Consider the following 23970-nt stretch of genomic DNA (forward strand, 5'->3'; position numbering starts at 1 on the left):
GAGGGTCGGAGTGACCTACGTTTTCGTTGATTTATTTCTTCGGCAACGCTCAGAACAATAAACGATTTCCTCCCAATTTCGCGCCCACTTCTTTCTCCAAGAAAATGGGCGCTGACAGATCGGACAGACTTTCATGGGAAGGTTGGATTTAAAACCTTTCATCGCTCTGAATGTTCACTCCTAATTTGGTTAAAACTACTTATCAAATAGGTACAGGTAGTCGCCGTAGCCTAAACTCGCCATCTTGTTCACAGGTACAAATTTCATCGCAGCAGAGTTCATGCAATAGCGTAATCCCGTCGGCTTCGGGCCATCTTTAAACACATGACCTAGGTGTGAATCACCAAACTTACTGCGGATCTCTGTGCGTGGATAAACCAATTTAAAGTCAGTTTTCTCTACGATGTAGCCTGGGTTAATTGGTCTGGTAAAGCTTGGCCAACCTGTGCCAGATTTGTACTTATCCGTTGATGAGAACAAAGGCTCACCAGTGACGATATCAACGTAAATGCCTGCTTCTTTATTATCCCAATACTTGTTGTTAAAAGGGCGCTCTGTACCTTCTTCTTGTGTCACGTAGTATTGAAGCTCAGTCAATTTAGCTTTGATTTCTTTGTCTGAAGGCTTTTCGTACACCTTCACTTTCGTCACCAACTCTTTTTCGTTGATAAGTTCACGCAGCGTTTTTGGGTTGTCTTTACGATCTTCACCAAACACTTCATCAAGATATTTATCGCGACCTGATGCGTAGCGGTAGTATTTGTACTTCAGGCTACTCTTCTTGTAGTAATCCTGATGGTATGACTCCGCAGGGTAGAACTTCTCAAACTCGATCAGCTCTGTTTTCAACGGTTTTGGGTAGATCATCGCCTTATCGATTTCCATCATAAATTGCTCAGCAATCTGTTTCTGCTCGGCGTTATGATAGAAGATCGCTGGGCGGTATTGGGGACCACGGTCGACGAATGAGCCTTTGTCGTCAGTCGGGTCGATATGGCGGAAGAAGTAGTCCAGCACTTGTTCGTAATTCACGACAGCGGGATCGTACTTCACCTCAATCACTTCAATATGGCCTGATTTACCAGAAGAGACTTGTCGATAAGTTGGGTTTTCTAAATCACCGCCTGAGTAACCAGAGACAACATCTAACACGCCAGGCAACTGCTCTAAATCGGACTCGGTACACCAGAAGCAGCCACCTGCAAGTGTTGCGATGTCGGTTTTACCAGATGCGTTCATCTTATCCATGGTATCGGCGGTACCTGTTTTACTTAGCAAGATGAGCAGTACAGGGAGTGTGAATGAGAATCCCACCAATAGCTTAGATACTTTCTTCATAACTTCCTCAAACGTCATTTTTCTCAATGAATGTTACGTAAGAAGACAGAAGTAAGAGCGAAAAAATTGCAGTGATTACGAAAAATTCTTTGCCCTTTCTCACAACAGGGCTACAGTAACGGCACGAAACAAGCGCTCATTGGTAGAAGGTTTCCGATGAGGCAAAAGCAATAATGAGGGAAACCATGCAAGCAGAAGTAAAATGGGTCGAAGACTTTAAATTCCTCGGTCAGTCTCAATCTGGTCACTCAGTCGTGATGGATGGCAATGGCGGTGCAACGGCACCAAGCCCAATGGAAATGGTGTTGATGGCTGCTGGTGGTTGTAGCTCTGTGGACGTTGTTGATGGTCTAAAATCAGCGGGCCAGAAAGTGGCTTCTGTCAACGCAAAACTCACCACAGAACGACGTGAAACCGCACCACGTATCTTCACTCAGGTGAACATTCACTTTGAAGTCTCTGGTGAAGCGCTAGACCCAGAAATCGTTGCTAAAGTGGCGGCTGACTCGCTAGAAAAATACTGCTCGGTTTGCTTAATGCTAGGCGAAGGTGTTGAGATGACCCACAGTTGGGAAATTGTGTAAGTTGACAGACTCCACAAAATATAAAAACAGGAAAGAGAAAAGTCCGGGCTTTTCTCTTTTTTTATTTCGCAGTTCACGTACCTTGTGAAGAATCTGAAAGCAGTAATTGCAGGTTGTAGGAGTCTTCCAGTGACAGAACTAGAAAAAATGATGTCTGGCCAGGTCTTTGATGGCATGGACAAAGAAATTGACGCCATTAGAAGCCATGCTCTTCAAGCACTTAGAGCACTTAATAATAACACCGACGAAAGTCAGCGCGACGAATTGCAAAAGCAGCTATTTGGCAAGGTAGGCCGTTGTATTGTCCAGTCCCCTTTTCATTGTGAATTTGGTAAGACCATCGAAATAGGTGAAGAAACCTTTATCAACATGAACGTGGTCATGCTCGATGGTGCCAAAATTACCATCGGGAACCACGTGCTCATTGGACCGAGCGTGCAATTTTATACCGCTTCTCATTCTGTTGATTACCGCAGTCGCCGACGTTGGGAAACGTTTTGTAAACCCATCACGATTGAAGATGATGTGTGGATTGGCGGAAATTCCGTCATCAACCAAGGTGTAACAGTTGGCGCTCGCTCGGTGATTGCGGCGAACTCGGTCGTTAACCATGATGTGCAGCCAGATTGTCTATACGGAGGCACGCCAGCTAAGTTGATTCGCCGTCTCAACGAAGAATAGTAGAGGTTAGTATGCAATAACTCTGGCGATTAGAGAGTTCAGACTGAGCTCTCTTCGTCGAGTACATCGTTATATTTTAATGTTAATTCCTCACTCAATTGCTAAAAGAACGGCACCAATTGATAAAGTCAGGGCAACGACAACAGAGTTAACAATGATAATACCTAGTAATAGAATCGACAAATAACGATACCATTTTGGTACTTCTCTAGAAATATTAGGTAATTTTCGCTTTTCACCTGAGCTAGGTTGAACGATTAAACGAACAAACATCAATGTTCGGAAAAATGCGTAAGGCCACCCTGTGAATAAAGAAAGCTCAAATTCATTAAAATATGGTTTTTTAAAATAGTTTCCAACAATCTCCTTCGGCATCAGAAAGTGCATGACACCGATAAAAATGGTTTGTAAGAAAATAATAATCACACCAGTCATTAAAGTGTAAAAAAGAAATGTGATTACTTGCTGCATATAGACTCTATTCCAGTACTAGCGACTAAGTTTGGCTTGCTTTCAATTGAATTATAAAAGCTTTTTGCCACTTTACCGGATGCATAACCTACAGCCGTTGAACCGGCAGCGAGTACAATGGCAGTCCCCCAGCCAATAGGGTTTGATACTAAAAATAGACCGACTAACGCGCTGGTACCCATTCCTACAGCTGTGCTAGTTATTGACTCAACAAAAATTTCATTCTTCTCATGTTGGTCTTGTGTATTCGCAATCTGAATGCAGGAAGCCGTCAGACCAACACCGACTAAAACATGTCCGCCCACTTTAGATGCTTGAGCTATTTTATTCAGTTTTTCGGCTTGTTTAACTATATGAGCATTCGCAGGTAACCCTCCATTTCGAGCTATGCGAATAGACTGGTGAGTCGTTTTGTTGCCAAATAACAGCTTTTCCATAGGGCCAACATTTTTCTTTAGTAGGTCTAAATGTTTTTTACGTCGACCATCATATTGTCCTTTACTTATTACTCCGTTTTTATAGTTTGCGTAAAGGTCGTTGATGTTCTCAATGAGCTTAATATTTCCTTTACTCATCAAGTTCCCTGTAGCACCCATCAAGGTACCTCCTGGAATAGTAATCATATTGGCGTTGTTTTCTAGCCATGCCAACGCCCAAAACATGTCAGCATGTTGCGGTGGAACTTGATTTGAGATTGATTTTGGAGGTTGATTGTAGCTGAGAAGATTGGGAGGCAAAACTTTATGGGGAGGAGAGCTGGGCATTTGAGGTTTAGACGCTGGGTAGATCCCTAGCTTCGCGATACTTTTAGGAGGTAACGCATTGTTACTTTGAGTTTTAAGTTGAGAGCTTGATTTGGGTAGAGCTGATAACCAAATGATATCGCCTGCTCTAATGCGGTTAGGATCTGAAATATGCTTGTTTAATGTCATTATATGAGTCAGTACCATCTGATAGTCCTTGCTACCATATGGAGCACCATACATGTTTAATATAATTGATGATAAGTTATCATGAGTTTTTATTTTATACTCAAATAATCCCGACACAGAGCACCTTTAGCTAATAATTTGTTTGTGCAGATACTAACAAAAAACTATATTTAAAAAGGTTTATTTTTTGCATTCTAGACTTTCATTTTAAAAAGTTACAAATTAGCTGATGTATTTATTATTTGCATGAAATTGTTAATGTGATTTTTTACATTTAAAGTGTGATATTAAACTTGGTTGGATAAGTGAAGGTCATACATGATTTGCTAGTGATAAAAAACCTGCGATAAAAAATACAAGTGCTAACATTGTAGAGTTTATGATAATTACCCATATTAATATGAAGGATAATAGACGGTACCACCTAGGCACCTCTTGGGATACATCGGGTAACTTTCGCTTTTCACCTGAGCTAGGTTGAACGATTAAACGAACAAACATCAATGTTCGGAAAAATGCGTAAGGCCAACCTGTAAATAGAGCTAGTTCGAAAGTGTTAAAATAAGGTTCTTTAAAGTAGCTATTGACAATGTCTTTTGGCATTAAAAGGTGCATGATACCTATAAAGAATGTTTGAAAAAAAATAACTAATACACCAGAGAACATTAAGTATCCAATAATGTTCCAGATCAATTGCATATTGCACCTATCCTTATAATAAACCGATGCTTTTTCAAAGGTTTTATCCTAATTTTTATCATGAAGAAATAAAGAGACTAACAGATAACCTATATCTTAGCTATGAATGTAAGGGCGTTTTGAAGGAGTGTCGAGAACGAAAATAAGAACTATTTTATTGATTTTTATGTAAATATAGTTGGTCGTGTATAAAATGGATAACGTGTAATGGCGAGATGTAAGCCTTGCACAACTAACAAAGGTTGGTTAAACAAGGCTAATAGTCGGTTATGGATAAATAACGATTTGTTGCTCCTCAGTCATCACAAGTGTCGCTTTGCTTTGTTCGATAAGTTGGGCAGCATAAGAAGGGGTAACGGCCTGCATATCACCTTTAGATCGAAGAGTTAAAGACTCCCACGCTTGATCTCGATATTTCCCTGCTTGGGTGTATTGAATCAGTACTTTCATAGCTTCACGCTCCGGTGTGGTTGACGTGCTACTTAAGTTAACGATCTTAGGCTGGTTGCGCATCTGTTAAAAATGAAACATTAGTTTAACCAAATGTGCCTTTCCAAATATCGAGCATTGAGCAGAGCAATTTAGAATCCTTGTGATGGAAGGATGAAGAACACTCAATCTTTCGATTCATACTGCGCAATATAATGTTTGAGAGATTTGGTTTCCGCACTCTGAAACTCTTCATCGTGCATACGCAGTGCTTGGATACGGTCGAGGCGGAACTGGCGGTAGTCATCGCGCAATTCGCACCAGGCGACCAGCGTCCAGACTTTGCCCCAAAAGAACTGGCCTAACGGTTGGATTTTTCTCTCGGTCACCTGTCCGCTTTCATCTTGGTAATCCAAACTGACCTTAAACTGATGATCAATCGCGTGGCGCAGAAGCTGCCCTCGTTTGGCAGTCTCGGATTGGGTGTGATAATCGGGCACAATCAGCGGACAATCTTCCACTTGTTGTTTGAGCTTATCTGGCAATACCGAAAGTATTTTGGTGGACGCAGAGTGAGACGCTTCGGCGAGTTCAACATCCGACCAGGCTCGAACCATCCGCATACCCAGTTCAAGCGCCATCATCTCTTTTTCTGAGAACATCAAAGGCGGCAGATGAGAGCCAGCTTGCAACAGGTAGCCAACACCTGCTTCACCTTGAATCGGAACACCAGAACTAAGCAACGACTGAATATCGCGATAAATCGTACGTTCGCTAACTTCCATTCTTTCTGCGAGCTCTTTCGCTGTCACGGCGTAACGCTTTGCGCGCAGAAGCGTCAGTAGCTCAAACAGTCGTTCTGATTTGCTCATGATGTTCCTTATCTAGACCTACTGGTTGTTAGTGGTAGTGTGGCTGATTACTTCTCTAGCTCACTGCACATTTTTAAGTTGTGATGTTTAAGCTCGAAGCTTTCGCAGTCAATCATTGATAACAGAGGCTGAAATTCAACGGCTTGCTTAATCTGTTTTCCCGCCTGTTTTGCATCATCCATTGAACGCCAGTAAATGGTGTCTGTCCACACACCGTCAGTCGCTTCGTGACTGAGTGAGCGATACAAAAAGCCCGGCAGATTCTTCACAAACGTTTGTGACTGTTTGGCAGCGGCGATCACGTCTTGCTCTGTTGTGCCTGCGGTTAGACGAAATTGCACAGTTTCGATAACGGTTTCCATATTGTGATTCCTTATTGGTTTTGGCGGATTGCCTGTTGAGTTCCAAATAAGGTTACGCGGATGGAATGTCAGAACGTGTCAGTAGTGAAATCTCACTCACTTATCATCAATATGGTTATTTTTCTGGGCTATTGTAACGATCCCAGTAAGGTAAATCTGTGCCGAGTTTTTCGCTGATAAAATCGATAAAGGCTCTTACTTTCAACGGCATGTGCTTGCGCTCAGGAAAAACCGCATAAATGGCGTGTTCTGGTAGAGAATACTCTTCCATCACCGGTTTTAGATTTCCTGCGGCAAAGTCTCTTCCTGCAATAAACGTCGGCAGTTGAGCAATGCCCGAACCTCTTAACAGCAACTGGCGAATAGCTTCGCTGTTATTGACGATAAAGTTTCCTTTTGGAAGCACTTTGTATTCGCTGCCATTGTTGATGAACATCCACTCGACGCCGCCACGGAAATAGGAGTAGCGCAGGCAGTTGTGACCGACTAAATCACTTGGTTTTTGTGGTGTTCCAAACTCCTCTAAGTAATCTGGTGAGGCACAAAGCACACTTTTACAAGGGGCGAGACGTTTTGCGATTAGATTGGAAGAGGTGAGTTCACCAATACGGATCCCCAAATCAAAACCGTCTTTAACCAAATCGACCATTTTGTCTTCGAGGTTTAAATCCACTTCAATTTTCGGGTAACGAGCGAGAAACTCGCTGATCAAAGGCGCGATATGCAGCACACCGAAAGACATCGGCACGGTAATTTTGAGCCGACCTTGTGGAGAGCCTTGCAGCTCCGATACCGCGTCCACGCCTTGTTGGGCTAGGTTGAGCGCTTGAGAGGCGTACTCAAAATAGCGTTCTCCCGCTTCGGTCAGGCTCAGCTTACGCGTGGTTCGGTTAAGGAGACGAATGCCCAAATCGTCTTCTAGTTGGTTGATGCGTTTGCTGATCGCCGATTTCGTCAGATTCAGCTGTTTGGCCGCAAGGGAAAAGCTGCCGCATTCGACAACAGCAACAAAAACGGGCAGGGAGGCAATCGCGTTCACATCAATCTCCTATTATCGTGAAGCATTTATTGTTGAGCACAAGGATACAATTAATTTCCAATTATAGAGATTATCTTCAAGAAGAAAACAATCTAGACTATGCACCAGTATTACGACCTTGATTTTGGGAAGAAGAAAATGAAGTACGATTGGATCCTGTTTGACGCTGACGAAACCTTATTCCACTTTGATGCTTTCAAAGGTTTGCAGCTTATGTTTTCTCGCAAAGGCGTAGATTTTACTGAACAAGATTTTGCTCATTACCAAACCGTAAACAAACCGCTTTGGGTGGATTACCAAGACGGCAAAGTAACGGCAGATGAGCTAAAACATAAGCGTTTTACCGAGTGGGCTGAGAAGCTGAATACCACAACAGCAGATCTCAACAGCGCATTTTTAGAAGCAATGGCCGATATTTGCAGCTTGTTGCCAGGTGCAAAAGAGCTGATGGAAGCGCTGCAAGGCAAAGCCAAAATGGGCATCATCACCAACGGTTTTACAGAGTTGCAAGCAATTCGCCTTGAGCGCACAGGGATGACTGAGTACTTCGATAAAGTGGTGATCTCTGAACAAGTGGGCGTAGCAAAACCGGACTTAGGTATTTTTGAATACGCGATGCAGCAAATGGGCAACCCATGCAAAACGCGCGTACTGATGGTGGGTGACAACCTGCATTCCGATATTATGGGTGGTAATAATTTTGGTATTGAAACTTGCTGGTTAAATACCACAGGCGCAAGCGTCGATGAGCGTATCGCACCAAATTACACCGTTGAGTCTTTGAGTGAACTAAAGAACATTTTGGTGGCGTAACCGAATCGGGTATTATTCCGCAGTAACCCTCAGAAAAATCAAGGAATAATCATGTCAGATATCAAACAGCTAGACAGCAAAGTCGTTTACCAGAACAAGTGGATGACGGTGCGTGAGGACAAAATTTTACGTCCGAGCGGCGCAGAGGGCATCTATGGTGTGGTCGACAAACCTGATTGTGCTGCGATTCTGGCTATCGATAACGGGATGATTCACTTGGTTCAGCAGTACCGTTACACCGTAGGTCAACGTTGTTGGGAGATCCCACAAGGGGCGTGGGAATCAAACCCAGATGCGGATCATCTTGAGCTTGCCAAAGGCGAGCTGCGTGAAGAAACGGGCATGCAGGCGAGCGCCATGGCGTATGTCGGCGCGCAGTTTATCGCATACGGCTTTTTGAATCAGACATGTCACGTCTACTTCGCCAGTGATTTAACGGACGTGGGCAATCAACTCGACAGTGAAGAAGAGGATTTGATCACTCGCGCTTTTTCTGTTGAGGAGTTCGAACAGATGATGATCGACGGTACGATCAAAGATTGTGTCACCATCGCTGCTTATGGTTTGGCGAAGCTGAAGAAATTCATTTAGTTATTCATGACGATTTTTTAATGAAAACAGCGGCCTAGTGCCGCTGTTTTTAGTTTGGGTGAGTTCGTTGAGCCATCGCTTACTCGTCGATTTTCTTACCTAAGATTTCCACTTGCGCTTTTTTGGTCACCCCCGCGACTTGCAGCGCAGTGCTGCCAACCGATTCATAGTTCAACTCGATTTTGTCTAACTTCGCGTTATCTTTTGTTGGTAGGCTTAAGCTTCTTGATGACATGCCTTTAGTCAGAACACCTAAACTGTCGAACGTCTTTTCCTGACCATCTTTCATGATTACTTTAACGCTTTTCAGATCGACCGTACCTTGCGTACATTTGATTTTGATGTGGCTGAAACGAGCGTTAGCAAATGGTGACAGTGGATTGACTGTGTCGGTTTCCGATTTAAAACTGACGGTTTTATCTGCAATCTTGTCCCAATCGTTGTCTCCAGCAATCGATTGGAAAGAGGCTACAGCCGCTAAAAGACAGAGCGCGATGGTGTTGAACAGTTTCATAACTTTTCCTTACCTTAGGTTTAGATATTCTGTTTAATCAGTTCGATGACGTGTGTGACTTCGTCTTGAGTTAAAGCCCCTTCTTTCACGAGTAAAATTTCACCTTGTTTATTTTGTACGATAATCGCAGAACTTTCTTGCTGCAGATCCCAAGTTGTTGCTAATACGCCATTTTTGTCTAACACCATGGAAGACCAAGAGAATGTCTTTTTGCTGTCCTCTGCCGACGATTTTACAAATGTACCGGTTCCCCAGATGGCGTCTTCTTGGTTGATCACGGTTGTGGTCTGATACTGATCTTCAGGAAAGTGAGCGGCAGTGATTGCTGACATCAGCGGCGCGTTCATCTCTTTGGCTTTACTACGACCTGCAATGGCTTGTATCACACAGACTTTGCCTAACATCTGCTGAGTTGTCCAAGGTTGATAAGCCACATCGTCTCCTTGCAGCGTCATTTCGCCATAGGTATCAATGCTGACGGAAGGGGTGGTTTGACCGACAGAAAGGTTATGAGAGAAGGCGAGTGTCGGGGCGAATGAGAGTAAGAGTGACAGAACAGATGGAGTTTTCATTGGGGGGGCCTGTAACGAAGTGAGGTTAGAGCGAATCAAAATAAGGGGCAAATACGATGCCCCTTATCGGATTTGGCGATTAGTTAGAAAGTACAACGCGCGCATTTAACGGTTGTAGCGGACGATTGTTTTGTCCCATGACTTCCATAAGTTTCGCGGCTTGATCTTTGGATAAGGTTTGAGTGTCTTTAAGCACAAACCAGCGCACACCTTCTGAACATGGCGGTGTGGTTAAAGAGCCGTTAAATCGATAGTAGTTTGCAGTTTTTGGCAGTAAGTCGTTAATCTCAAACGTATCTTTAAAGAACGTGGTTTGATTCTCTTGTGGGATTGCGTTGATCAGTTTAGACAGTGCTGCGTTTTGACCGCCAGCATCAAACATCACCGAAATTACCGCCAACTCGCCGTCTGTGTTGGCGTGTACAAAGTGCGCTTCAAGTGGATATTGGCGGCCTTTGATTTGGTTTTCTGATGGTGTGTGGAAATGGAACTGTTGCAGCTCGAACGTCTCGCCATCAATGGTGAAGCTGTTACGTCCGTTCACTTGCGCTTGCAGCGTATGACCATTGTTGGTTAAACCAATGACCTGACCAGTGTACGAAAGGTTCAGTGCTTCCAGTTTTGCATCGGCTGGGTTGTCGATGTTGATTGGGCTTTGGTTTTTCGTGGTTGCGCAGTCTTTGGCGATTTCTCCCCAGTGTTCTGGCCCGTGTTTGTCATTGCCATAGCCCCATTCCGAAGCCTGAGCCGCGCTTAGAGTGAGAAGTGAGAGTGAAAAAGCAAGTAGTGTTTTGTTCATAATAATGTCTCTGTTCGGTCGCTTTGATAAGCGTTGTTACAAGGCAATGACCTAGAGGTTTGATCACTGCCTGACAAATTAGAAACGGTGGCTGAGTTGGGCACCAATTAGGAACGCATTTGAATGGGTCACGCCCGTTACCATCGGTGCAGGAACACCTTCATACGCGTACTCTTCTACGTTGACATCTTCACCAATCAAGTACGTCATGCCGATGTCAACCGTGGTATCTGATGACCATTGGTAAGAGGCACCCGCAGATAACCAGTGACGGTTCGAATCTGGGATAGAAAGCGAAGTCAGCTCATCGACAGGTGTTTTGTCGAACATGTAACCCGTGCGAAGTGTCCAACGTTCATTGGCGTACCAAGTCGCACCGATGGAGTAGTGCGCGGAGTCTTGCCACTGAAAATCTTTTAGCAACTGATCATCAGCTTTCAAGCTGTCAAATGCTGACCAACCAATCCACTGCACAGAATAGTGCAGGGCAAATTTAGGTAAGACGCGGTGATAACCGGAAAACTCCGCAATATCCGGTAGCGGCATAGCAAGTGAGTCGTACGATTCGCCAGCAAAGTGGATGTCACCCTTGGCATCGATGTTAGGGCTGTGCTTGTAGCTCAAACCCAAGCGATGACGTTCGTTAAACTCGTACATCATGCCAATGTTCGCGCCAAGCCCAATGCCGCCAGCTTCCACATCAAGTGCGTTGCCTTTTACGGCTCCGCAACGTTGTTCTAGTTCGTTTCCAAGTATGTTCCCACCAACGCAAACACCCACGTCCATATCGCGGTACAGCTCACCAGAGCCGTAAATCACATCAATACCACCACCGATACTAAAACGATCGTTCACCTTGTATGCCAAGCTTGCGCCAAGGTTGACACTCGCTACGCTGGTGACACCGCCAAAAACAGGTGCGCCATAGTTTGGTTTAAACTCCATGTCGGTTCCGAAGTTGGAGTATGCCGATAAGCCTAGATACCAGTCGTCGTTGATAGGGTGAATAAAGTAAAAATTGGGTACAACGGCTGGTTGACCAACGCCATCGACGTCATCAATGTCGGTCACGGTTTGAGAGAAGGACGGGGTAATGTCAACTTGAGGGGACGGAGGAAAACCGCCCATACCAACATTGACATCCGCATTAATGTTAGCTCGATGATATTGCGCATTTTTAACGGTAACGTCAGGTTTGACGTAAGTGACACCGAACGATAAGGCACTTTGTTTAAACAGCGTCATCGCTGCGGCGTTGCGGCTGACTACAGATGCATTATCACCAATGACGGCATCACCAGCAAAAGCACGACCAAGACCCGTCGCAGAATGTTCGTTAATTTGAAAACCACCGGCATACGCCGTCGAGGAGGCTAACCCGATTAATAAATAAATCGGTGAAAGAGTTAATTGTCGCTGCATGTTTTTCTCATGAATTAATTAGAAGTTGTATTGCAACTAAAATTAGTAAAATAAACAAATCTGACCAGTGTATTTAGGAGTAAAACTAACAGTGTGCTGACAATAAGTAAATTTAACTTAATAAATATTTATTGTTGAATTTATTAATGCTTCATGGCGTGAATATAGTAGTTATTTTAAGTGTAAATTAAACCCTGAACCTCTATTTTTATTTTTGCGGTATTACTTCTCTATTTTTATTGTGCTGACTGTTCCCTAACAAATAGAGGGAAATCCAGCGATAAAGTGTCCGTGATGGAAACTCTGAGTCATTTGTATTTCCATTGCATCCCAACGTTGGTAGTTCGAATTAGCAAGAGAACTATCGTTTTAAACCCACATGACACACCCCTCTCGGTCTTACCTGTGTTATGTGGGTATTTTTTATTTAACTTGTCACTTAACTCCTCTTTAAATTCAATCATCAAAATGGCCATTATGAAATTTAAATTAATGGAATGTTGAATAATTTTGGATTTTACTGGTTTGTTAGTATTTAAAAGTTTTGTTTATAATACTTATAACTTGAATTTCTATATTAAAGATGGTCTTTGTTATATGTATTGAATGATAAAGTTTTGAAGTGACTATAATATCTCTGATTTTTCACGTTAGTGAAGTTATTCATTCAGTTTCTTGACGTTAATTTACCTATCTTTACGTCTCGTACCCTGTACGGCTAAGAAAAATAGCAGTATAAAATCAAAACGATTATTTACTTCACTCCTGCTATGAAACTCAATAAAAAATGGCTCGTTTTGTGTGGCCTACTTACTATTGGTGCTGGTGGTTATCATTATCTGCAACGTCCAGAACCCATTTCTCCTTACGCGACAGAAGTCGTTCGCAAAGGCAATATCGAAAAGGCGGTATTAGCCAACGGCATGTTGCAAGCGTCCAAATTGGTGAATGTAGGTGCGCAAGTATCTGGGCAAATTCAACGCCTCGCTGTGAACTTAGGGGATGAGATCAAACAGGGAGATTTGATTGCACAGATTGACAGCCTGACTCAGCAAAACAGCCTCAAAGAAGCCCAAGCGTCTCTTAATAGTCTCAACGCTCAGTACCAGGCTAAGCAAGCGCAGATTAAACAAGCAAACTATGAATACGTGCGCCAAAAAGGCATGTTGGCAGCGAAAGCGAGCTCACGAGCTGATTACGAGAATGCCGAAGCGACGCTCGCCATCTACAAAGCCGAGTTAGCGCAACTGGATGCCGAAATCGAGAAAGCCAAAATCAACGTCGACAATGCGCAGTTAGATCTCGGTTACACCACCATCAACGCACCGATGGATGGCACGGTGGTCTACACCGCGGTGGAAGAAGGACAAACCGTAAACGCCAATCAAACCACGCCAACTATTATCGAGTTAGCTAAGTTAGATACGATGACAGTGAAAGCCGAAATTTCGGAAGCCGATGTGATTTTTGTTCACCCCGGCCAAACGGCGCTGTTCACCATTTTAGGCAAACCGAATCAGCAGTTTAAAGGCACATTGCGCGCCATTGAGCCGGGGCCAACCATCATGGATGGCGATGACAGCGATTTGAGCATTTCAGATAGCGACGCCATTTACTACAACGCTGTATTTGATGTGAAGAACCCGCAAGGTATTTTGCGCATCGGCATGACTGCGCAAGTTTCGATTGTCCTTGAGCAATCGGAAAATACCTTGATTGTCCCTTCACAAGTGCTGCAAAAATCTGGCGGCAAAGGCAACTATACCGTGCCAGTGCTTGAACAGGGCCAAGTGGTGCAAAAGCCCGTGACAGTGGGTATTAACAACAAAGTGAACGCAGAAATTCTCTCAGGTTTGAAGGAGGGCGACCAAGTTGTTCTTGGCAATGCTATGGATGGAGAATCATCAAGCCGAGGTGATCGTCGTCGACCTCCAATGAGGTTCTAAGATGAGTGACGTGCTTTTAAAAGTTGAGGATTTAACTCGACGATTTGTCTCTGGCGACGAGTCGCTTACCGTGTTGAACCACATTAATTTAGAGATAAAACGCGGTGAAATGGTCGCGATCGTGGGTGCATCGGGCTCAGGGAAATCGACGCTGATGAATGTGCTCGGCTGCTTGGATAAACCGTCCAGCGGTCGATACTTCATTAATGGGCAAGATGTCTCGACGTTGGAATCTGATCAACTGGCGGAACTGCGCCGCGAGTATTTTGGCTTTATATTCCAGCGTTACCATCTGCTGGGGGATTTAACCGCGGTGGCAAATGTGGAAGTGCCTGCGGTTTACGCGGGAGTTCCTCATCGTCAAAGAACGGAGCGAGCGCAGTCGTTATTGGCTCGCTTAGGGCTGGAAGATCGTTTGACTCACAAGCCCAGCCAACTAAGTGGTGGCCAGCAACAGCGCGTGAGTGTTGCTCGTGCACTGATGAACGGTGGTGAGGTGATTCTCGCTGATGAGCCCACTGGCGCATTAGACAGTCACAGTGGGCAAGAGATGATGGCACTGCTTAAAGAGTTGCATCAACTTGGGCATACTATCATCTTAGTGACTCATGATATGAACGTGGCGAACTTTTCGGATCGCATCATTGAAATCAAAGATGGTGAAATCATTGCAGATACGCCAAATGCACAAGTTGTAATCAATGAGCAAGCAGCAAAGACACCGAGCGCGTCTTTTCATCGCCCAGCGCAAGCCGCCAGTAAGTGGTGGAAGTGGGACAGTTTTATTGACGCGCTAAAAATGGCGCTGCTGGCGATGTCTAGCCACAGAATGCGCACGTTTTTGACCATGCTCGGCATCATTATTGGTATAGCCTCGGTGGTTTCCGTGGTGGCCCTAGGTAATGGTTCACAACAGCAAATTTTGTCGAATATTTCATCCATGGGAACAAACACCATTGATGTCAGGCCGGGCAAAGGGTTTGGTGACCGCCGCTCCGGACGAGTGAAAACGCTAACCGCCGACGATGCTAAATCGTTGGAGAGTCTGCCTTTTGTCGACAGTGTCACGCCGTCTTTATCCAACAGTTTAACCGTGCGGTACGCCAATCAGGATGCAACCGCGTCTGTGGAAGGGGTTGGGGAAGATTATTTCCGTGTGCGCGGTTATGAGATCGCCAAAGGTCAGTTTTGGGATGAAGAGAGCGTGAACTCACTCGCGCAAGAAGCAGTGATTGATGACAACACTAGAAAGGAAATGTTTGCGGATAGAAATCCGATTGGTGAAGTGATTTTTCTAGGTTCATTGCCAGTGCGTATTGTGGGTGTCACGCAGAAAAAAGAAGACGCGTTTGGCAACAGCGACGCGCTGAAAATTTGGGTGCCATACACCACCATGTCGGGACGAATGATGGGACAACGCTACCTCAATGGCATTACTGTGCGGATTGATGAGAACGCCCCAAGCGCAGCGGTAGAACAGAGCATCATCAACTTGTTAAAAATGCGCCACGGTACAGAAGATTTCTTCACGATTAACACTGACACCATTCGTAAGAGCATCGAGAAAACCACCGCCACCATGACGTTACTGATCTCAGCGATTGCGGTGATCTCCCTAATTGTCGGAGGAATTGGCGTAATGAACATCATGTTGGTGTCGGTGACAGAGCGCACGAAAGAGATCGGTGTGCGAATGGCAGTGGGGGCGCGGCAAGCGGATATTTTGCGTCAGTTTTTGATTGAAGCGGTACTAGTGTGTTTGTGTGGTGGTATTGCTGGTATTGGCTTGGCGTTTTTGATTGGTTTTGCATTCAGTACATCTGGCAGCAGCTTCCAAATGATTTACTCAATGAACTCGATCATCTGGGCGTTTATTTGCTCAACGTTGATTGGCATCGCTTTCGGCTTTTTACCCGCTCGCAATGCCGCCAAACTCGATCCGATAGAAGCGCTAGCGAGAGACTAAAAATGAGTAACACAATGAAATTCAAAACTCGATTGGTCGCGGCTGCCTTAAGCGCAGTGTGGTTGTCAGGTTGTGGTTCGCTTATGCGTAGCGACTATCAAGCTCCTGAGGTGCAAGTGCCTGCAAATTGGCAACAGATGCATGTTGCGGGTGATGTCAGTATGGATCCTTGGTGGTTGGCGTTTAACGACCCAACTCTTAATCAATACATTACTCAGGTGTTGGCTCAAAATAACGATTTGACGCTGGCAACGCTAACGCTAAAGAAAGCGCGTTTACAGCTGGGTTTAGCGCAAGATGACCTTTTCCCTACGTTGAGTTCTTCCACATCAGGACAAGCTCAAAAATCTCTTGATAGCGGGGAATCGGCAGATAGTTACAGCACTAACTTATCCGTCAATTACGAGTTGGATTTATGGGGAAAAATCTCGGCAGACGTTGACCAAGCCAAGTGGTCGGCGATGGCAAGTCAACAAGATCGCGAGGCGACCGCACAAAGTTTGGTAGCAACGACGGCATCGCTATATTGGCAAATCGGCTATCTGCAACAGCGCTTAAACCTCAGCCAGCGTAATGTGGTAGACGCAGCTCAAACGCTACAATTGATTGAAAAACAGTACCAACTTGGCGCTGTGGATCAGTTAGATGTGCTTGAAGCCAAACGTACGTTGGCAAGCTTACAAGCGCAGCAAAGTGAGTTTGAACAGAGTTTACTTGAGGCAAACAACGCCTTTGCGATTTTGTTCAATCAACCGCCGAAGAGCATCAGTGCAAACATCCAAATGCTGCCTGAAGGCGATATGCCATCGTTGAGTGTTGGTGCTCCGTCTGATTTATTGATCCGCAGACCCGACATTAAAGCCGCGATTTATGACGTCAAAGCCGCGCTAGCAAATAAAGACGCAGCAGATTTGGACTACTTGCCTAAGCTGACGCTCACTGGGGCTTTGGGGGGATCGTCACAAGCGCTCAAAGACCTGCTTTCCAACCCGATCGGCAGTTTAGGTGCGGATATGACGCTACCGTTTTTGCAGTGGAATGAGATGAAAAACAGCCAAGCCATTGCCGATTTAGACTATCAATCGGCCATTGTGAGCTATCGCCAAGTGTTGTACGCCGCATTCCAAGATGTCGAAAATGCCTTGTCAGCACGCGAAAAATTGAAGTATCAGGCGGCGCGTTTACAAGAGCAATATGATGCCGCAAGTGCCGCTGAGTCCATTTATGCTGCGCGGTATCAGTATGGCTCGACGTCGATCATGGACTATTTGAATGCACAAGAAGACACCAGAAACGCGCAAGCTTCTTTGTTGGAAAACCGCTACAACCAGTTTCTCACTCAGGTTACGCTTTACCAGTCTTTAGGAGGAACCGACGTTGCGCCGTTGTAATTAGGGGTCAGCACACACTAGCGAAGCGCCATGCAACAAAGCTTTTTTTGAAGGTATTACTGGTCCCATGAATGGGACCAGTAATAAAAGCTTAAGTTACTTGGCGAACTTCTTGAAAGGTGCATCAACCGGGGTGTCAGCTAGGTGATTGGTGTAGTTACTCATCACTTTTTGCGCTAGACCAAGAACAATTTCAAGCAGTTGCTGCTGTCCGTAACCCGCCGCAAAGAATTTCTCTATCTGAGACTCTTCAACTACACCACGTTGGCGCACCATTTGAAGCGTTGTCTCTCGTAGTGTTTCAAGTTTTTCGTCTGCCAATGGTGTTTGGTTGACGAGAGCATCGACAATCTCCTGATCCACTTTCATTGACGCCGCGATCGCACTATGAGCAGGAACGCAGTAGTGACAACCATGTTCAACGTTGATGGTTTGCCATACGACGGTCAATTCTTCTGCGTTAAATGATGTTTGTTGAAAGAGCTCATGCACAACTTGATAACCCTCAAGCAAGGTTGGCGCTTCAGCCATAACAGCATGAAGATTTGGTAGCATGCCAAACGCTTTGACTGAATTTTCAATCAGATGCTTTGATCCTTCGGGTGCGTTTTCTGCGGTATACAGTTTAAATTCTGCCATGTTTAAATCTCCTGTAATTGGATATGAGCGGATTAGGCAAGAACAGGATAGTTGATTTTGAGCGGTCGCTCAATATAAAATTGAGCATATGTTCAAAATTGATAATTGCTCATGGCGAATACAAAGAAATTCCAACGTGATGAAGTGGTGAAAGCCGCCTCGGATCTATTCTGGAAGAAAGGTTTTCATGCAACATCTACACGTGATTTACAAGATAGCGTGAATCTGCGTCCTGGAAGTATTTATGCGACGTTTGGGTCAAAAGAGGGGCTATATTGTGAAGCGCTAAAAATGTACGTTGCGAACTTGCAAGCCCTGTTTGAGTTGCATTTAGCTCAGAACACAACGGTTCTAGATGCAATAGAAGCTTTCGCGATTGATGTGGTTATCAATCAGCGAGACTCCAATCCCAGTGAAGTGTGCATGTTAGTCAAATCAGCAAGTGAATTTGCTGAGGATTTTAATGCGCTGCGCAATCAAACAAACAGCTTAGCAAACCAATTTGAATCTTTTCTTGCAAAGCTGTTTGAGCGAGCAATCGAGAATGGCGAAATTGAAGCCCAGGATACATTGCTTCTTGCTCAGTTGTTCCAGGTTCAGTTTACGGGTATACGAGCCTACTCATACCGCAGTGATGATGTAACCTTAAAGACGTTGATCTCTATTATGGTGGACAGCTTCCGCGGTAACGTACCAAAAACAGAAAGCTGAATGAGGCTGCTCAAAGTCAACGTCTCTAAATCAACGGCTTGAAGTAAGCGAGCTCAAATAAACCCTTTATCGGGGGTCGATATCGATAAAAAATGACCACGAAGCATCGTGGTCATTTTTATGCAGATTAACTTGCAATGAACAACAACGGCTTATTAAAAGCGAAACTCTTCTAAGTTATTGCTGCTTTCTAACATTTTTTCAGCCACATAACGATGCGTTGCTGTGGTTGGGTGAGTCACATCCCAGAACACGAACTTATCTGCGCCAGATGCTGCACATTCAGAACGTAATGAGTGAGTGTACATGTAGTCAACAGAGGATGAACGGTTGATGTCTAAGCAAGGGTCGCTTGCATTTACGAAACCGTGTTCTTCTGGTGCCGAGGTTAACTTCTCAAACAGTGCGTGTGTATCAAACAATGCGATGTTGTAGCCTTGGGCTTTGTAGTACATCGCTTGTGCTTTGATGAACTCGTTCATTTTCAATACTTTCGCACGAATCGTTTCAATTTCTTCCTGTGTTGAGTATTTGAACTGTGGTGCTTTGGTTGCATCTGGCAGTGTCATCAACATGAAGTTCTTCGCGCCAGCGTCTGTTAAACGAATCAGAGCTTCAGCGTAATCCGCTTTTACTTCCGGCACGCTACGGTTGTAGTTCATGAAATCATTTAAACCAAACTCTAACGTAAACAATGTGTTAGCAGGGTTGTAGTTCTTCGCCAGCTTTGTGTAGGTTAAGTAAGAAGAAACTTGTTCGCCGACACCAGTTAGCGCGATGTATTGGTTTTCACCTGCTGCGCCACCAACTGCCCAGTTGTATAGCGGTAAGTTTTTGGCTTTAGCAACGTATTCCGTCCAAACAAAACCGTTTGAGAAGTGACCCAAGAACCAGCTATTCGGGTTAGGGAAGCGCCATTGGGACGCGTTAAAGATGTTGCCTGTATCAGACAAGCTATCGCCCAAAGCCACTACTTTGTTTATCTGATCTGGTTGCATTGCAGCATCATTGCTCCAGATCGTGTGGTTATAAGAATAACGATTGTCGGCAGCAAAAAATGTAATGTCTGCGTTCTCGTTCGCTAGATCTAGTGTTTCTTCACAACGCTGGCGAATTACGTTTTGTGAGGTATTGGTGTAGAACATGTTTTTAAGTGAAACAGAGCTCCACCAATAACCATCGATAGTGAAGTCACTACCATCTTTGTTTTTTGCCCATTTCCAATCGGTAGCCGCATCGTCCTTAGAGTGGCTCGTACGATACCAGCATCGAACGTACGTATAAGTTTGATTTTCTTGCGCGCTAACCACTTCAGCCGCAGAAACCATTGCTGGTGATAAAGTTGGCTCCTCTGCAATGGCGGAGGCAAGCGGAAGTAATGCAGTTAATAGTGTGATTGTTTTTTTCATCATTCACTCTTCTTGTAATGGTTATTGTTCCGAATGCGTGAATACGCTCGGCTATAACAGTATTTAGATGAGAATTTTTCTCACTAAACCTTCTAATTCTGAGTAAATGCTCAAGACAGTCAACAACTAAATATTCAATATTTCAGTTTTGGCACCACGGTCAAAAAATCCATTCAGCATAGCAATCGATTAAATGGGTGATATTTAGAATAATTACTCACTAACATTAATTTAACATTCACTTTTTGTTAATTAAGTAATTGCTTTATAAGGTTTTGTCGGTGATTTTTAATGTTAACTTAAAGTGTTTATTGAATGATCTTTTGTACAAATTTGTATATTCATGAAACAAATTGTTTGGCATTTTTGCTCTGTAAACTATAGCTGAAGCTCTCATGCAAACATCATGGTGATGACTTTTCATGAGAATATAGTGAATAAAAATTAGCTCAAATAAGGAATAGGGCAAATGCACTACACAACAAGTAAAAAACAAGGCTTATTTTCGTTGTCTGCCGTAGCAATAGCACTGACCACTTCGATGTCAGCGTTTGCGGCTCCACCAATGGGATTTGATGAATCTAAGTTACCGACGAAGTACATCGTCAAATTCAAAGAAGATGCAGTCAGCCGTTCTTCAATGGGTGGTAACTCATTCTGGGGGCCACGAATCGCGCAGGAGTCTGTTCTAGAACAGGTGAAGGCACGTAAGGTGGAAAAACTAGGCAATCGCGCCATTTACAGCGTTGAATTGGATGGCGATGACTTAGAGCCGCTTCGCAATCGTAGTGATGTGGAATACGTGGAAGTCGATCCACCTCGCTATTTGCTCAGCGAAACGACCCCATGGGGATATGAAGCGGTTAATGCTCAACTGCTAGCTGACTTCAATGCGGGTAATCGCACTGTATGTATTATCGATTCAGGGTACGACATTTCGCACAACGACCTAAGCGGTAACCGCGTTGCTGGTACTAACGATAGTGGTACGGGATCATGGAGTGATCCGGGTAACAACAATGCCCACGGTACTCACGTCGCGGGTACGATTGCTGCGATTGCCAACACCGAAGGTGTAAAGGGTGTGATGCCAAACCAGAATGTTAATTTGCACATCGTGAAAGTATTTAACGAATCGGGTTGGGGTTACTCATCTGGGCTTGTTAAAGCTATCCAGACCTGTGCCGATAATGGTGCTAACGTTGTGAACATGAGCCTTGGTGGTAGTCAATCAAGCCGAACTGAGCAAAATGCACTGCAAAATATTTACGATCAAGGCGTTCTATTGATCGCCGCTGCGGGTAATGATGGCAATACAGCGCACAGCTATCCAGCTTCTTATGACTCAGTGATGTCTGTTGCGGCTGTTGATAATCAAAATGATCATGCAGCGTTCTCACAATCTACTAATCAAGTTGAGATCTCAGGCCCGGGTGTGGCGATCTTATCAACGGTTACGGTAGGTGAAGGTAAACTTTCTGATATTACCTTGAATGGTGTCAGTCAGTTTGATCGTGGGATTGTTCCTCACAATCGTTTGATCAATAACGGTTCTTCGTATGTTCCGGATCCAATCGCGGGTTCAGTAACGGCAACGCTAGATAGCTGTGATGTCTCTGGCGGTAACGTTAACTGTGGTGATATGTCGGGCAAAATTTGTTTGACTGAGCGTATCGGCAACCAGTCTTCAGGAAACTACCCTGAAGTAGATGCGGTTCAGGCTTGTTACAATGCGGGTGCGCGAGCTGCAATCGTGTACAGCAACTCTGAACTACCTGGTTTACAAAACCCTTTCTTGGTAGACACAAACAACGCTTATCGTATGGTTTCGGTAACGGTTGATCGTGCATTTGGTCAAGAGCTGTTGGGGTATGTTGGTCAGGAAATTACTGTTGCAACAACCTCTGGTGAAGATTACGAGTACTACAATGGTACATCAATGGCGACACCGCACGTAACGGGCGTAGCTGGCTTGGTGTGGAGTTACCACCCAACCTGTACCGCAGCGCAAGTACGTAATGCCCTAGTGAAAACTGCAACAGATATTGATGTTGCTGGTCGAGACAACCGTACTGGCCACGGCCTAGTTAATGCTGAAGCGGCGAAGCTGTTCTTGGACGCTGGCTGTAATGGACCTGATGGTGGTAGCTCTTCGGACTCTAGCTTCTCAAATACCAGCCCTGTTGCGATTCCAGATAATAAATCTTCTGGCGCAATCAGTGCAGTAGAAGTCGATCGCTCTGGTGATTCAGGCACAGTAAGTATTGACGTTGATATTAGCCACACTTACATCGGTGATCTACGAGTGACTTTAACGTCACCGACTGGTGGAGAAGTTGTACTTCACAATAATACTGGCGGCAGCGCTAACGATATAAAAAACACGTTCCAAGCGGATTTTTCTGGCTTTGAATCGCAAGGTACATGGGAACTAAAAGCGGTGGACAGTGCCAGAAGAGACACAGGCACCATCAACAGTTGGACTCTGACCTTTCAATAAGGAGTGGCTATGAAGAAGTTGACCTTACTTTCTTTGTCTGCGGTAGGCGCTACCGCACTATTGGCAATCGGACTGAGCTCAAGCAGCTTGGCAAACAATCAAGGATTTCCTCTCGTGGATGAACGCCAAGATCAAGCCGAGCAGCAACCTGCACGTTACTTTGTTAAGTATCATGAAGGAAAAGAGAGCGAAGTGAGAGCGCTTCTTCGTCAGCACAACATTGAAGTGGTCGATGCTCTGGTGAAACAACATGTGTTGATTGTGGTGGGTGAACAGGCGGAAGTCGATAAGCTCGCGGATCACGATGCGGTCGAATACACTGAGCAAGAGCCGACAAGAAAGCTGCTATCTAACGGAAATACGCTTCAATAAGCCAAACCTCCTTAAGATAGTGCCAAAAAGAAAAACGCCCCTCACGTGAGGGGCGTTTGTTTCATTTATTTGTGGAAGATGAAGACTAAGGACGCTCACCTGCTGCTAGGCGACGTTCGATATCTGCAACCACTTCTGGGAAGTCAGCAATGGTGTCGATAAGGTAGTGCGGCGAGCTCTTGATCAATTTTGCACGCGCTTTTTCACGAGCGGCATTAAGTGTTGCTTCGTCCGCGGCTTGGTATTCTTCAAACGTTAGACCTGCTTCGTTACCAGAAAGCAGCAAACCAACGGTCCACATACCGGCGTTGTGACCTTCATCGATGCCCGGTGCGGCGTCATCCACTTTGATACACGCATTAACGTCCGTTACATTCAGCTCAATCACGTTTTTCAGTGCCATAAATGGTCCAGGGCGACCACCTTGAGGCAGGTCATCCGTTGCTACCACGTAATCTGGTTTGTAGCCGTAATCCGCTGCAACTGGAATCAATATGTCCATCACTTCGCGAGGGTAACCAGAACAAGAACCGATCTTGATGCCTTTGTCTTTCAGGCCGTTCACAACTTCAATCGCATTAAGGATTGGGTCTGCATGGTCCGCCACTTTTGCTTTTTGCAAAGGCATAAATGCTGCGTAGATTGCATCGATGTCTTCGCTGGTCATTGAGCGACCAAATTTCTCATTCCAACGCTTATCAACCGCAGGGATACGACCCACAGCTTGGATGTGATCCCACTTACCAAGGCCCATTGGTTCGCGCGCTTCTTCTAGGTCGATTTCAAAGTCAAAGCCTTGTTTGAACGCTTCCACAAAGATGCTGGTTGGCGCAAAAGAGCCGAAATCGACGATAGTGCCAGCCCAGTCAAAGATCACTGCTTGAATTGGTGAGTTGCTCATGTTCAATCCTTTTTCTT

The 23970-nt window shown here is 44.8% G+C and carries 25 protein-coding genes; 10 read left to right on the forward strand and 15 right to left on the reverse strand.

Annotated features, from left to right (window positions below; all coding sequences use genetic code 11):
- Positions 1-15: 15 nt before the first annotated feature.
- Both R7Z78_RS07070 and msrB read right to left on the reverse strand, forming a co-directional pair.
- Positions 16-162, reverse strand: coding sequence for a DUF2256 domain-containing protein (locus R7Z78_RS07070; RefSeq protein ID WP_104976307.1), 147 nt, complete (start codon positions 160-162; stop codon positions 16-18).
- Between the two features lie 33 nt (positions 163-195).
- Positions 196-1338: a peptide-methionine (R)-S-oxide reductase MsrB gene (gene msrB / locus R7Z78_RS07075; RefSeq protein ID WP_104976601.1), complete on the reverse strand. Its 1143-nt coding sequence runs from the start codon at positions 1336-1338 to the stop codon at positions 196-198.
- 185 nt (positions 1339-1523) lie between these two features.
- On the opposite strand from msrB, the gene R7Z78_RS07080 reads away from it, so the two are divergent.
- Positions 1524-1922 carry an OsmC family protein gene (locus R7Z78_RS07080; protein WP_005438193.1) on the forward strand — a complete coding sequence of 133 codons (399 nt, stop codon included), beginning with the start codon at positions 1524-1526 and terminating at the stop codon, positions 1920-1922.
- 129 nt (positions 1923-2051) lie between these two features.
- On the forward strand, positions 2052-2603 hold the full coding sequence (locus R7Z78_RS07085) for a sugar O-acetyltransferase (RefSeq protein WP_005374130.1): 552 nt from the start codon (positions 2052-2054) through the stop codon (positions 2601-2603).
- Positions 2604-2693: 90 nt separating this feature from the next.
- Here R7Z78_RS07085 and R7Z78_RS07090 read toward each other — a convergent pair whose 3' ends face one another.
- The 6 genes from R7Z78_RS07090 to R7Z78_RS07115 all read right to left on the reverse strand — a co-directional run bounded on the left by R7Z78_RS07090 (position 2694) and on the right by R7Z78_RS07115 (position 7407).
- Complete coding sequence (locus R7Z78_RS07090; protein ID WP_005374128.1) at positions 2694-3074, reverse strand: hypothetical protein; 381 nt, start codon at positions 3072-3074, stop codon at positions 2694-2696.
- A complete protein-coding gene (locus tag R7Z78_RS07095; RefSeq protein ID WP_225452370.1) occupies positions 3062-4123 on the reverse strand; it encodes a glycine zipper family protein in 1062 nt (353 codons plus the stop codon). The genes R7Z78_RS07090 and R7Z78_RS07095 overlap by 13 nt, the downstream gene beginning before the upstream one ends.
- An 849-nt stretch (positions 4124-4972) precedes the next feature.
- Positions 4973-5155 carry a hypothetical protein gene (locus R7Z78_RS07100; protein ID WP_031778850.1) on the reverse strand — a complete coding sequence of 61 codons (183 nt, stop codon included), beginning with the start codon at positions 5153-5155 and terminating at the stop codon, positions 4973-4975.
- Between the two features lie 164 nt (positions 5156-5319).
- On the reverse strand, positions 5320-6006 hold the full coding sequence (locus R7Z78_RS07105; RefSeq protein ID WP_005374113.1) for a helix-turn-helix transcriptional regulator: 687 nt from the start codon (positions 6004-6006) through the stop codon (positions 5320-5322).
- Between the two features lie 47 nt (positions 6007-6053).
- Positions 6054-6368 (reverse strand): hypothetical protein, encoded by a 315-nt coding sequence (locus tag R7Z78_RS07110; protein WP_005374111.1) that lies wholly within the window; start codon positions 6366-6368, stop codon positions 6054-6056.
- Between the two features lie 115 nt (positions 6369-6483).
- Positions 6484-7407, reverse strand: coding sequence for a LysR family transcriptional regulator (locus R7Z78_RS07115; RefSeq protein ID WP_005374110.1), 924 nt, complete (start codon positions 7405-7407; stop codon positions 6484-6486).
- A gap of 138 nt (positions 7408-7545) precedes the next feature.
- Between R7Z78_RS07115 and yjjG the strand changes: the two genes are divergently transcribed.
- Positions 7546-8220, forward strand: coding sequence for a pyrimidine 5'-nucleotidase (yjjG, locus tag R7Z78_RS07120; protein ID WP_104976305.1), 675 nt, complete (start codon positions 7546-7548; stop codon positions 8218-8220).
- Positions 8221-8271: 51 nt separating this feature from the next.
- A complete protein-coding gene (locus tag R7Z78_RS07125; protein WP_020834877.1) occupies positions 8272-8811 on the forward strand; it encodes an NUDIX domain-containing protein in 540 nt (179 codons plus the stop codon).
- 79 nt (positions 8812-8890) lie between these two features.
- Here R7Z78_RS07125 and R7Z78_RS07130 read toward each other — a convergent pair whose 3' ends face one another.
- From R7Z78_RS07130 to R7Z78_RS07145, 4 genes are all read right to left on the reverse strand, one after another.
- Complete coding sequence (locus R7Z78_RS07130) at positions 8891-9325, reverse strand: hypothetical protein (protein ID WP_005374106.1); 435 nt, start codon at positions 9323-9325, stop codon at positions 8891-8893.
- Between the two features lie 20 nt (positions 9326-9345).
- The gene (locus R7Z78_RS07135; RefSeq protein ID WP_104976304.1) at positions 9346-9897 is read right to left on the reverse strand and encodes a YtfJ family protein; all 552 of its coding nucleotides are present in this window, start codon (positions 9895-9897) and stop codon (positions 9346-9348) included.
- A 79-nt stretch (positions 9898-9976) separates the two neighbouring features.
- Positions 9977-10696 carry a carbonic anhydrase gene (locus R7Z78_RS07140; RefSeq protein ID WP_104976303.1) on the reverse strand — a complete coding sequence of 240 codons (720 nt, stop codon included), beginning with the start codon at positions 10694-10696 and terminating at the stop codon, positions 9977-9979.
- A gap of 78 nt (positions 10697-10774) precedes the next feature.
- The gene (locus tag R7Z78_RS07145; protein WP_104976302.1) at positions 10775-12118 is read right to left on the reverse strand and encodes an OmpP1/FadL family transporter; all 1344 of its coding nucleotides are present in this window, start codon (positions 12116-12118) and stop codon (positions 10775-10777) included.
- A 770-nt stretch (positions 12119-12888) separates the two neighbouring features.
- Here R7Z78_RS07145 and R7Z78_RS07150 point away from each other — a divergent pair.
- The 3 genes from R7Z78_RS07150 to R7Z78_RS07160 are packed head-to-tail and all read left to right on the forward strand — an operon-like array spanning position 12889 to position 17421.
- The gene (locus R7Z78_RS07150; RefSeq protein WP_132936967.1) at positions 12889-14064 is read left to right on the forward strand and encodes an efflux RND transporter periplasmic adaptor subunit; all 1176 of its coding nucleotides are present in this window, start codon (positions 12889-12891) and stop codon (positions 14062-14064) included.
- Between the two features lies 1 nt (position 14065).
- Positions 14066-16030 (forward strand): MacB family efflux pump subunit, encoded by a 1965-nt coding sequence (locus tag R7Z78_RS07155; protein WP_104976301.1) that lies wholly within the window; start codon positions 14066-14068, stop codon positions 16028-16030.
- A 14-nt stretch (positions 16031-16044) separates the two neighbouring features.
- Complete coding sequence (locus tag R7Z78_RS07160) at positions 16045-17421, forward strand: efflux transporter outer membrane subunit (RefSeq protein ID WP_169644383.1); 1377 nt, start codon at positions 16045-16047, stop codon at positions 17419-17421.
- Positions 17422-17517: 96 nt separating this feature from the next.
- On the opposite strand, the gene R7Z78_RS07165 is transcribed toward R7Z78_RS07160, so the two are convergent.
- Positions 17518-18060, reverse strand: coding sequence for a carboxymuconolactone decarboxylase family protein (locus R7Z78_RS07165; RefSeq protein ID WP_005374097.1), 543 nt, complete (start codon positions 18058-18060; stop codon positions 17518-17520).
- Positions 18061-18171: 111 nt separating this feature from the next.
- On the opposite strand from R7Z78_RS07165, the gene R7Z78_RS07170 reads away from it, so the two are divergent.
- Positions 18172-18771 carry a TetR/AcrR family transcriptional regulator gene (locus R7Z78_RS07170; RefSeq protein ID WP_005374096.1) on the forward strand — a complete coding sequence of 200 codons (600 nt, stop codon included), beginning with the start codon at positions 18172-18174 and terminating at the stop codon, positions 18769-18771.
- 155 nt (positions 18772-18926) lie between these two features.
- On the opposite strand, the gene R7Z78_RS07175 is transcribed toward R7Z78_RS07170, so the two are convergent.
- A complete protein-coding gene (locus R7Z78_RS07175; protein ID WP_212734047.1) occupies positions 18927-20183 on the reverse strand; it encodes an SGNH/GDSL hydrolase family protein in 1257 nt (418 codons plus the stop codon).
- Between the two features lie 466 nt (positions 20184-20649).
- On the opposite strand from R7Z78_RS07175, the gene R7Z78_RS07180 reads away from it, so the two are divergent.
- Both R7Z78_RS07180 and R7Z78_RS07185 read left to right on the forward strand, forming a co-directional pair.
- Complete coding sequence (locus R7Z78_RS07180) at positions 20650-22680, forward strand: S8 family serine peptidase (RefSeq protein ID WP_053307150.1); 2031 nt, start codon at positions 20650-20652, stop codon at positions 22678-22680.
- Positions 22681-22689: 9 nt separating this feature from the next.
- A complete protein-coding gene (locus R7Z78_RS07185; protein ID WP_005384348.1) occupies positions 22690-23052 on the forward strand; it encodes a hypothetical protein in 363 nt (120 codons plus the stop codon).
- 85 nt (positions 23053-23137) lie between these two features.
- Here the strand turns inward: R7Z78_RS07185 and phnX are convergent, their stop codons facing one another.
- Positions 23138-23953: a phosphonoacetaldehyde hydrolase gene (phnX, locus tag R7Z78_RS07190; protein WP_053307152.1), complete on the reverse strand. Its 816-nt coding sequence runs from the start codon at positions 23951-23953 to the stop codon at positions 23138-23140.
- Positions 23954-23970: the final 17 nt, after the last annotated feature.

This window comes from Vibrio sp. 1167 (assembly GCF_033340375.1).
Taxonomy (GTDB): Bacteria; Pseudomonadota; Gammaproteobacteria; order Enterobacterales; family Vibrionaceae; genus Vibrio; species Vibrio alginolyticus.

Coding starts and splice junctions, on each gene's coding strand:
- R7Z78_RS07070 (WP_104976307.1), bottom strand. CDS start 162: ATGAAAGGTTTTAAATCCAACCTTCCCATGAAAGTCTGTCCGATCTGT.
- msrB (WP_104976601.1), bottom strand. CDS start 1,338: ATGAAGAAAGTATCTAAGCTATTGGTGGGATTCTCATTCACACTCCCT.
- R7Z78_RS07080 (WP_005438193.1), top strand. CDS start 1,524: ATGCAAGCAGAAGTAAAATGGGTCGAAGACTTTAAATTCCTCGGTCAG.
- R7Z78_RS07090 (WP_005374128.1), bottom strand. CDS start 3,074: ATGCAGCAAGTAATCACATTTCTTTTTTACACTTTAATGACTGGTGTG.
- R7Z78_RS07100 (WP_031778850.1), bottom strand. CDS start 5,155: ATGAAAGTACTGATTCAATACACCCAAGCAGGGAAATATCGAGATCAA.
- R7Z78_RS07105 (WP_005374113.1), bottom strand. CDS start 6,006: ATGAGCAAATCAGAACGACTGTTTGAGCTACTGACGCTTCTGCGCGCA.
- R7Z78_RS07110 (WP_005374111.1), bottom strand. CDS start 6,368: ATGGAAACCGTTATCGAAACTGTGCAATTTCGTCTAACCGCAGGCACA.
- yjjG (WP_104976305.1), top strand. CDS start 7,546: ATGAAGTACGATTGGATCCTGTTTGACGCTGACGAAACCTTATTCCAC.
- R7Z78_RS07125 (WP_020834877.1), top strand. CDS start 8,272: ATGTCAGATATCAAACAGCTAGACAGCAAAGTCGTTTACCAGAACAAG.
- R7Z78_RS07130 (WP_005374106.1), bottom strand. CDS start 9,325: ATGAAACTGTTCAACACCATCGCGCTCTGTCTTTTAGCGGCTGTAGCC.
- R7Z78_RS07135 (WP_104976304.1), bottom strand. CDS start 9,897: ATGAAAACTCCATCTGTTCTGTCACTCTTACTCTCATTCGCCCCGACA.
- R7Z78_RS07140 (WP_104976303.1), bottom strand. CDS start 10,696: ATGAACAAAACACTACTTGCTTTTTCACTCTCACTTCTCACTCTAAGC.
- R7Z78_RS07145 (WP_104976302.1), bottom strand. CDS start 12,118: ATGCAGCGACAATTAACTCTTTCACCGATTTATTTATTAATCGGGTTA.
- R7Z78_RS07150 (WP_132936967.1), top strand. CDS start 12,889: ATGAAACTCAATAAAAAATGGCTCGTTTTGTGTGGCCTACTTACTATT.
- R7Z78_RS07155 (WP_104976301.1), top strand. CDS start 14,066: ATGAGTGACGTGCTTTTAAAAGTTGAGGATTTAACTCGACGATTTGTC.
- R7Z78_RS07160 (WP_169644383.1), top strand. CDS start 16,045: ATGAAATTCAAAACTCGATTGGTCGCGGCTGCCTTAAGCGCAGTGTGG.
- R7Z78_RS07165 (WP_005374097.1), bottom strand. CDS start 18,060: ATGGCAGAATTTAAACTGTATACCGCAGAAAACGCACCCGAAGGATCA.
- R7Z78_RS07170 (WP_005374096.1), top strand. CDS start 18,172: ATGGCGAATACAAAGAAATTCCAACGTGATGAAGTGGTGAAAGCCGCC.
- R7Z78_RS07175 (WP_212734047.1), bottom strand. CDS start 20,183: ATGATGAAAAAAACAATCACACTATTAACTGCATTACTTCCGCTTGCC.
- R7Z78_RS07180 (WP_053307150.1), top strand. CDS start 20,650: ATGCACTACACAACAAGTAAAAAACAAGGCTTATTTTCGTTGTCTGCC.
- R7Z78_RS07185 (WP_005384348.1), top strand. CDS start 22,690: ATGAAGAAGTTGACCTTACTTTCTTTGTCTGCGGTAGGCGCTACCGCA.
- phnX (WP_053307152.1), bottom strand. CDS start 23,953: ATGAGCAACTCACCAATTCAAGCAGTGATCTTTGACTGGGCTGGCACT.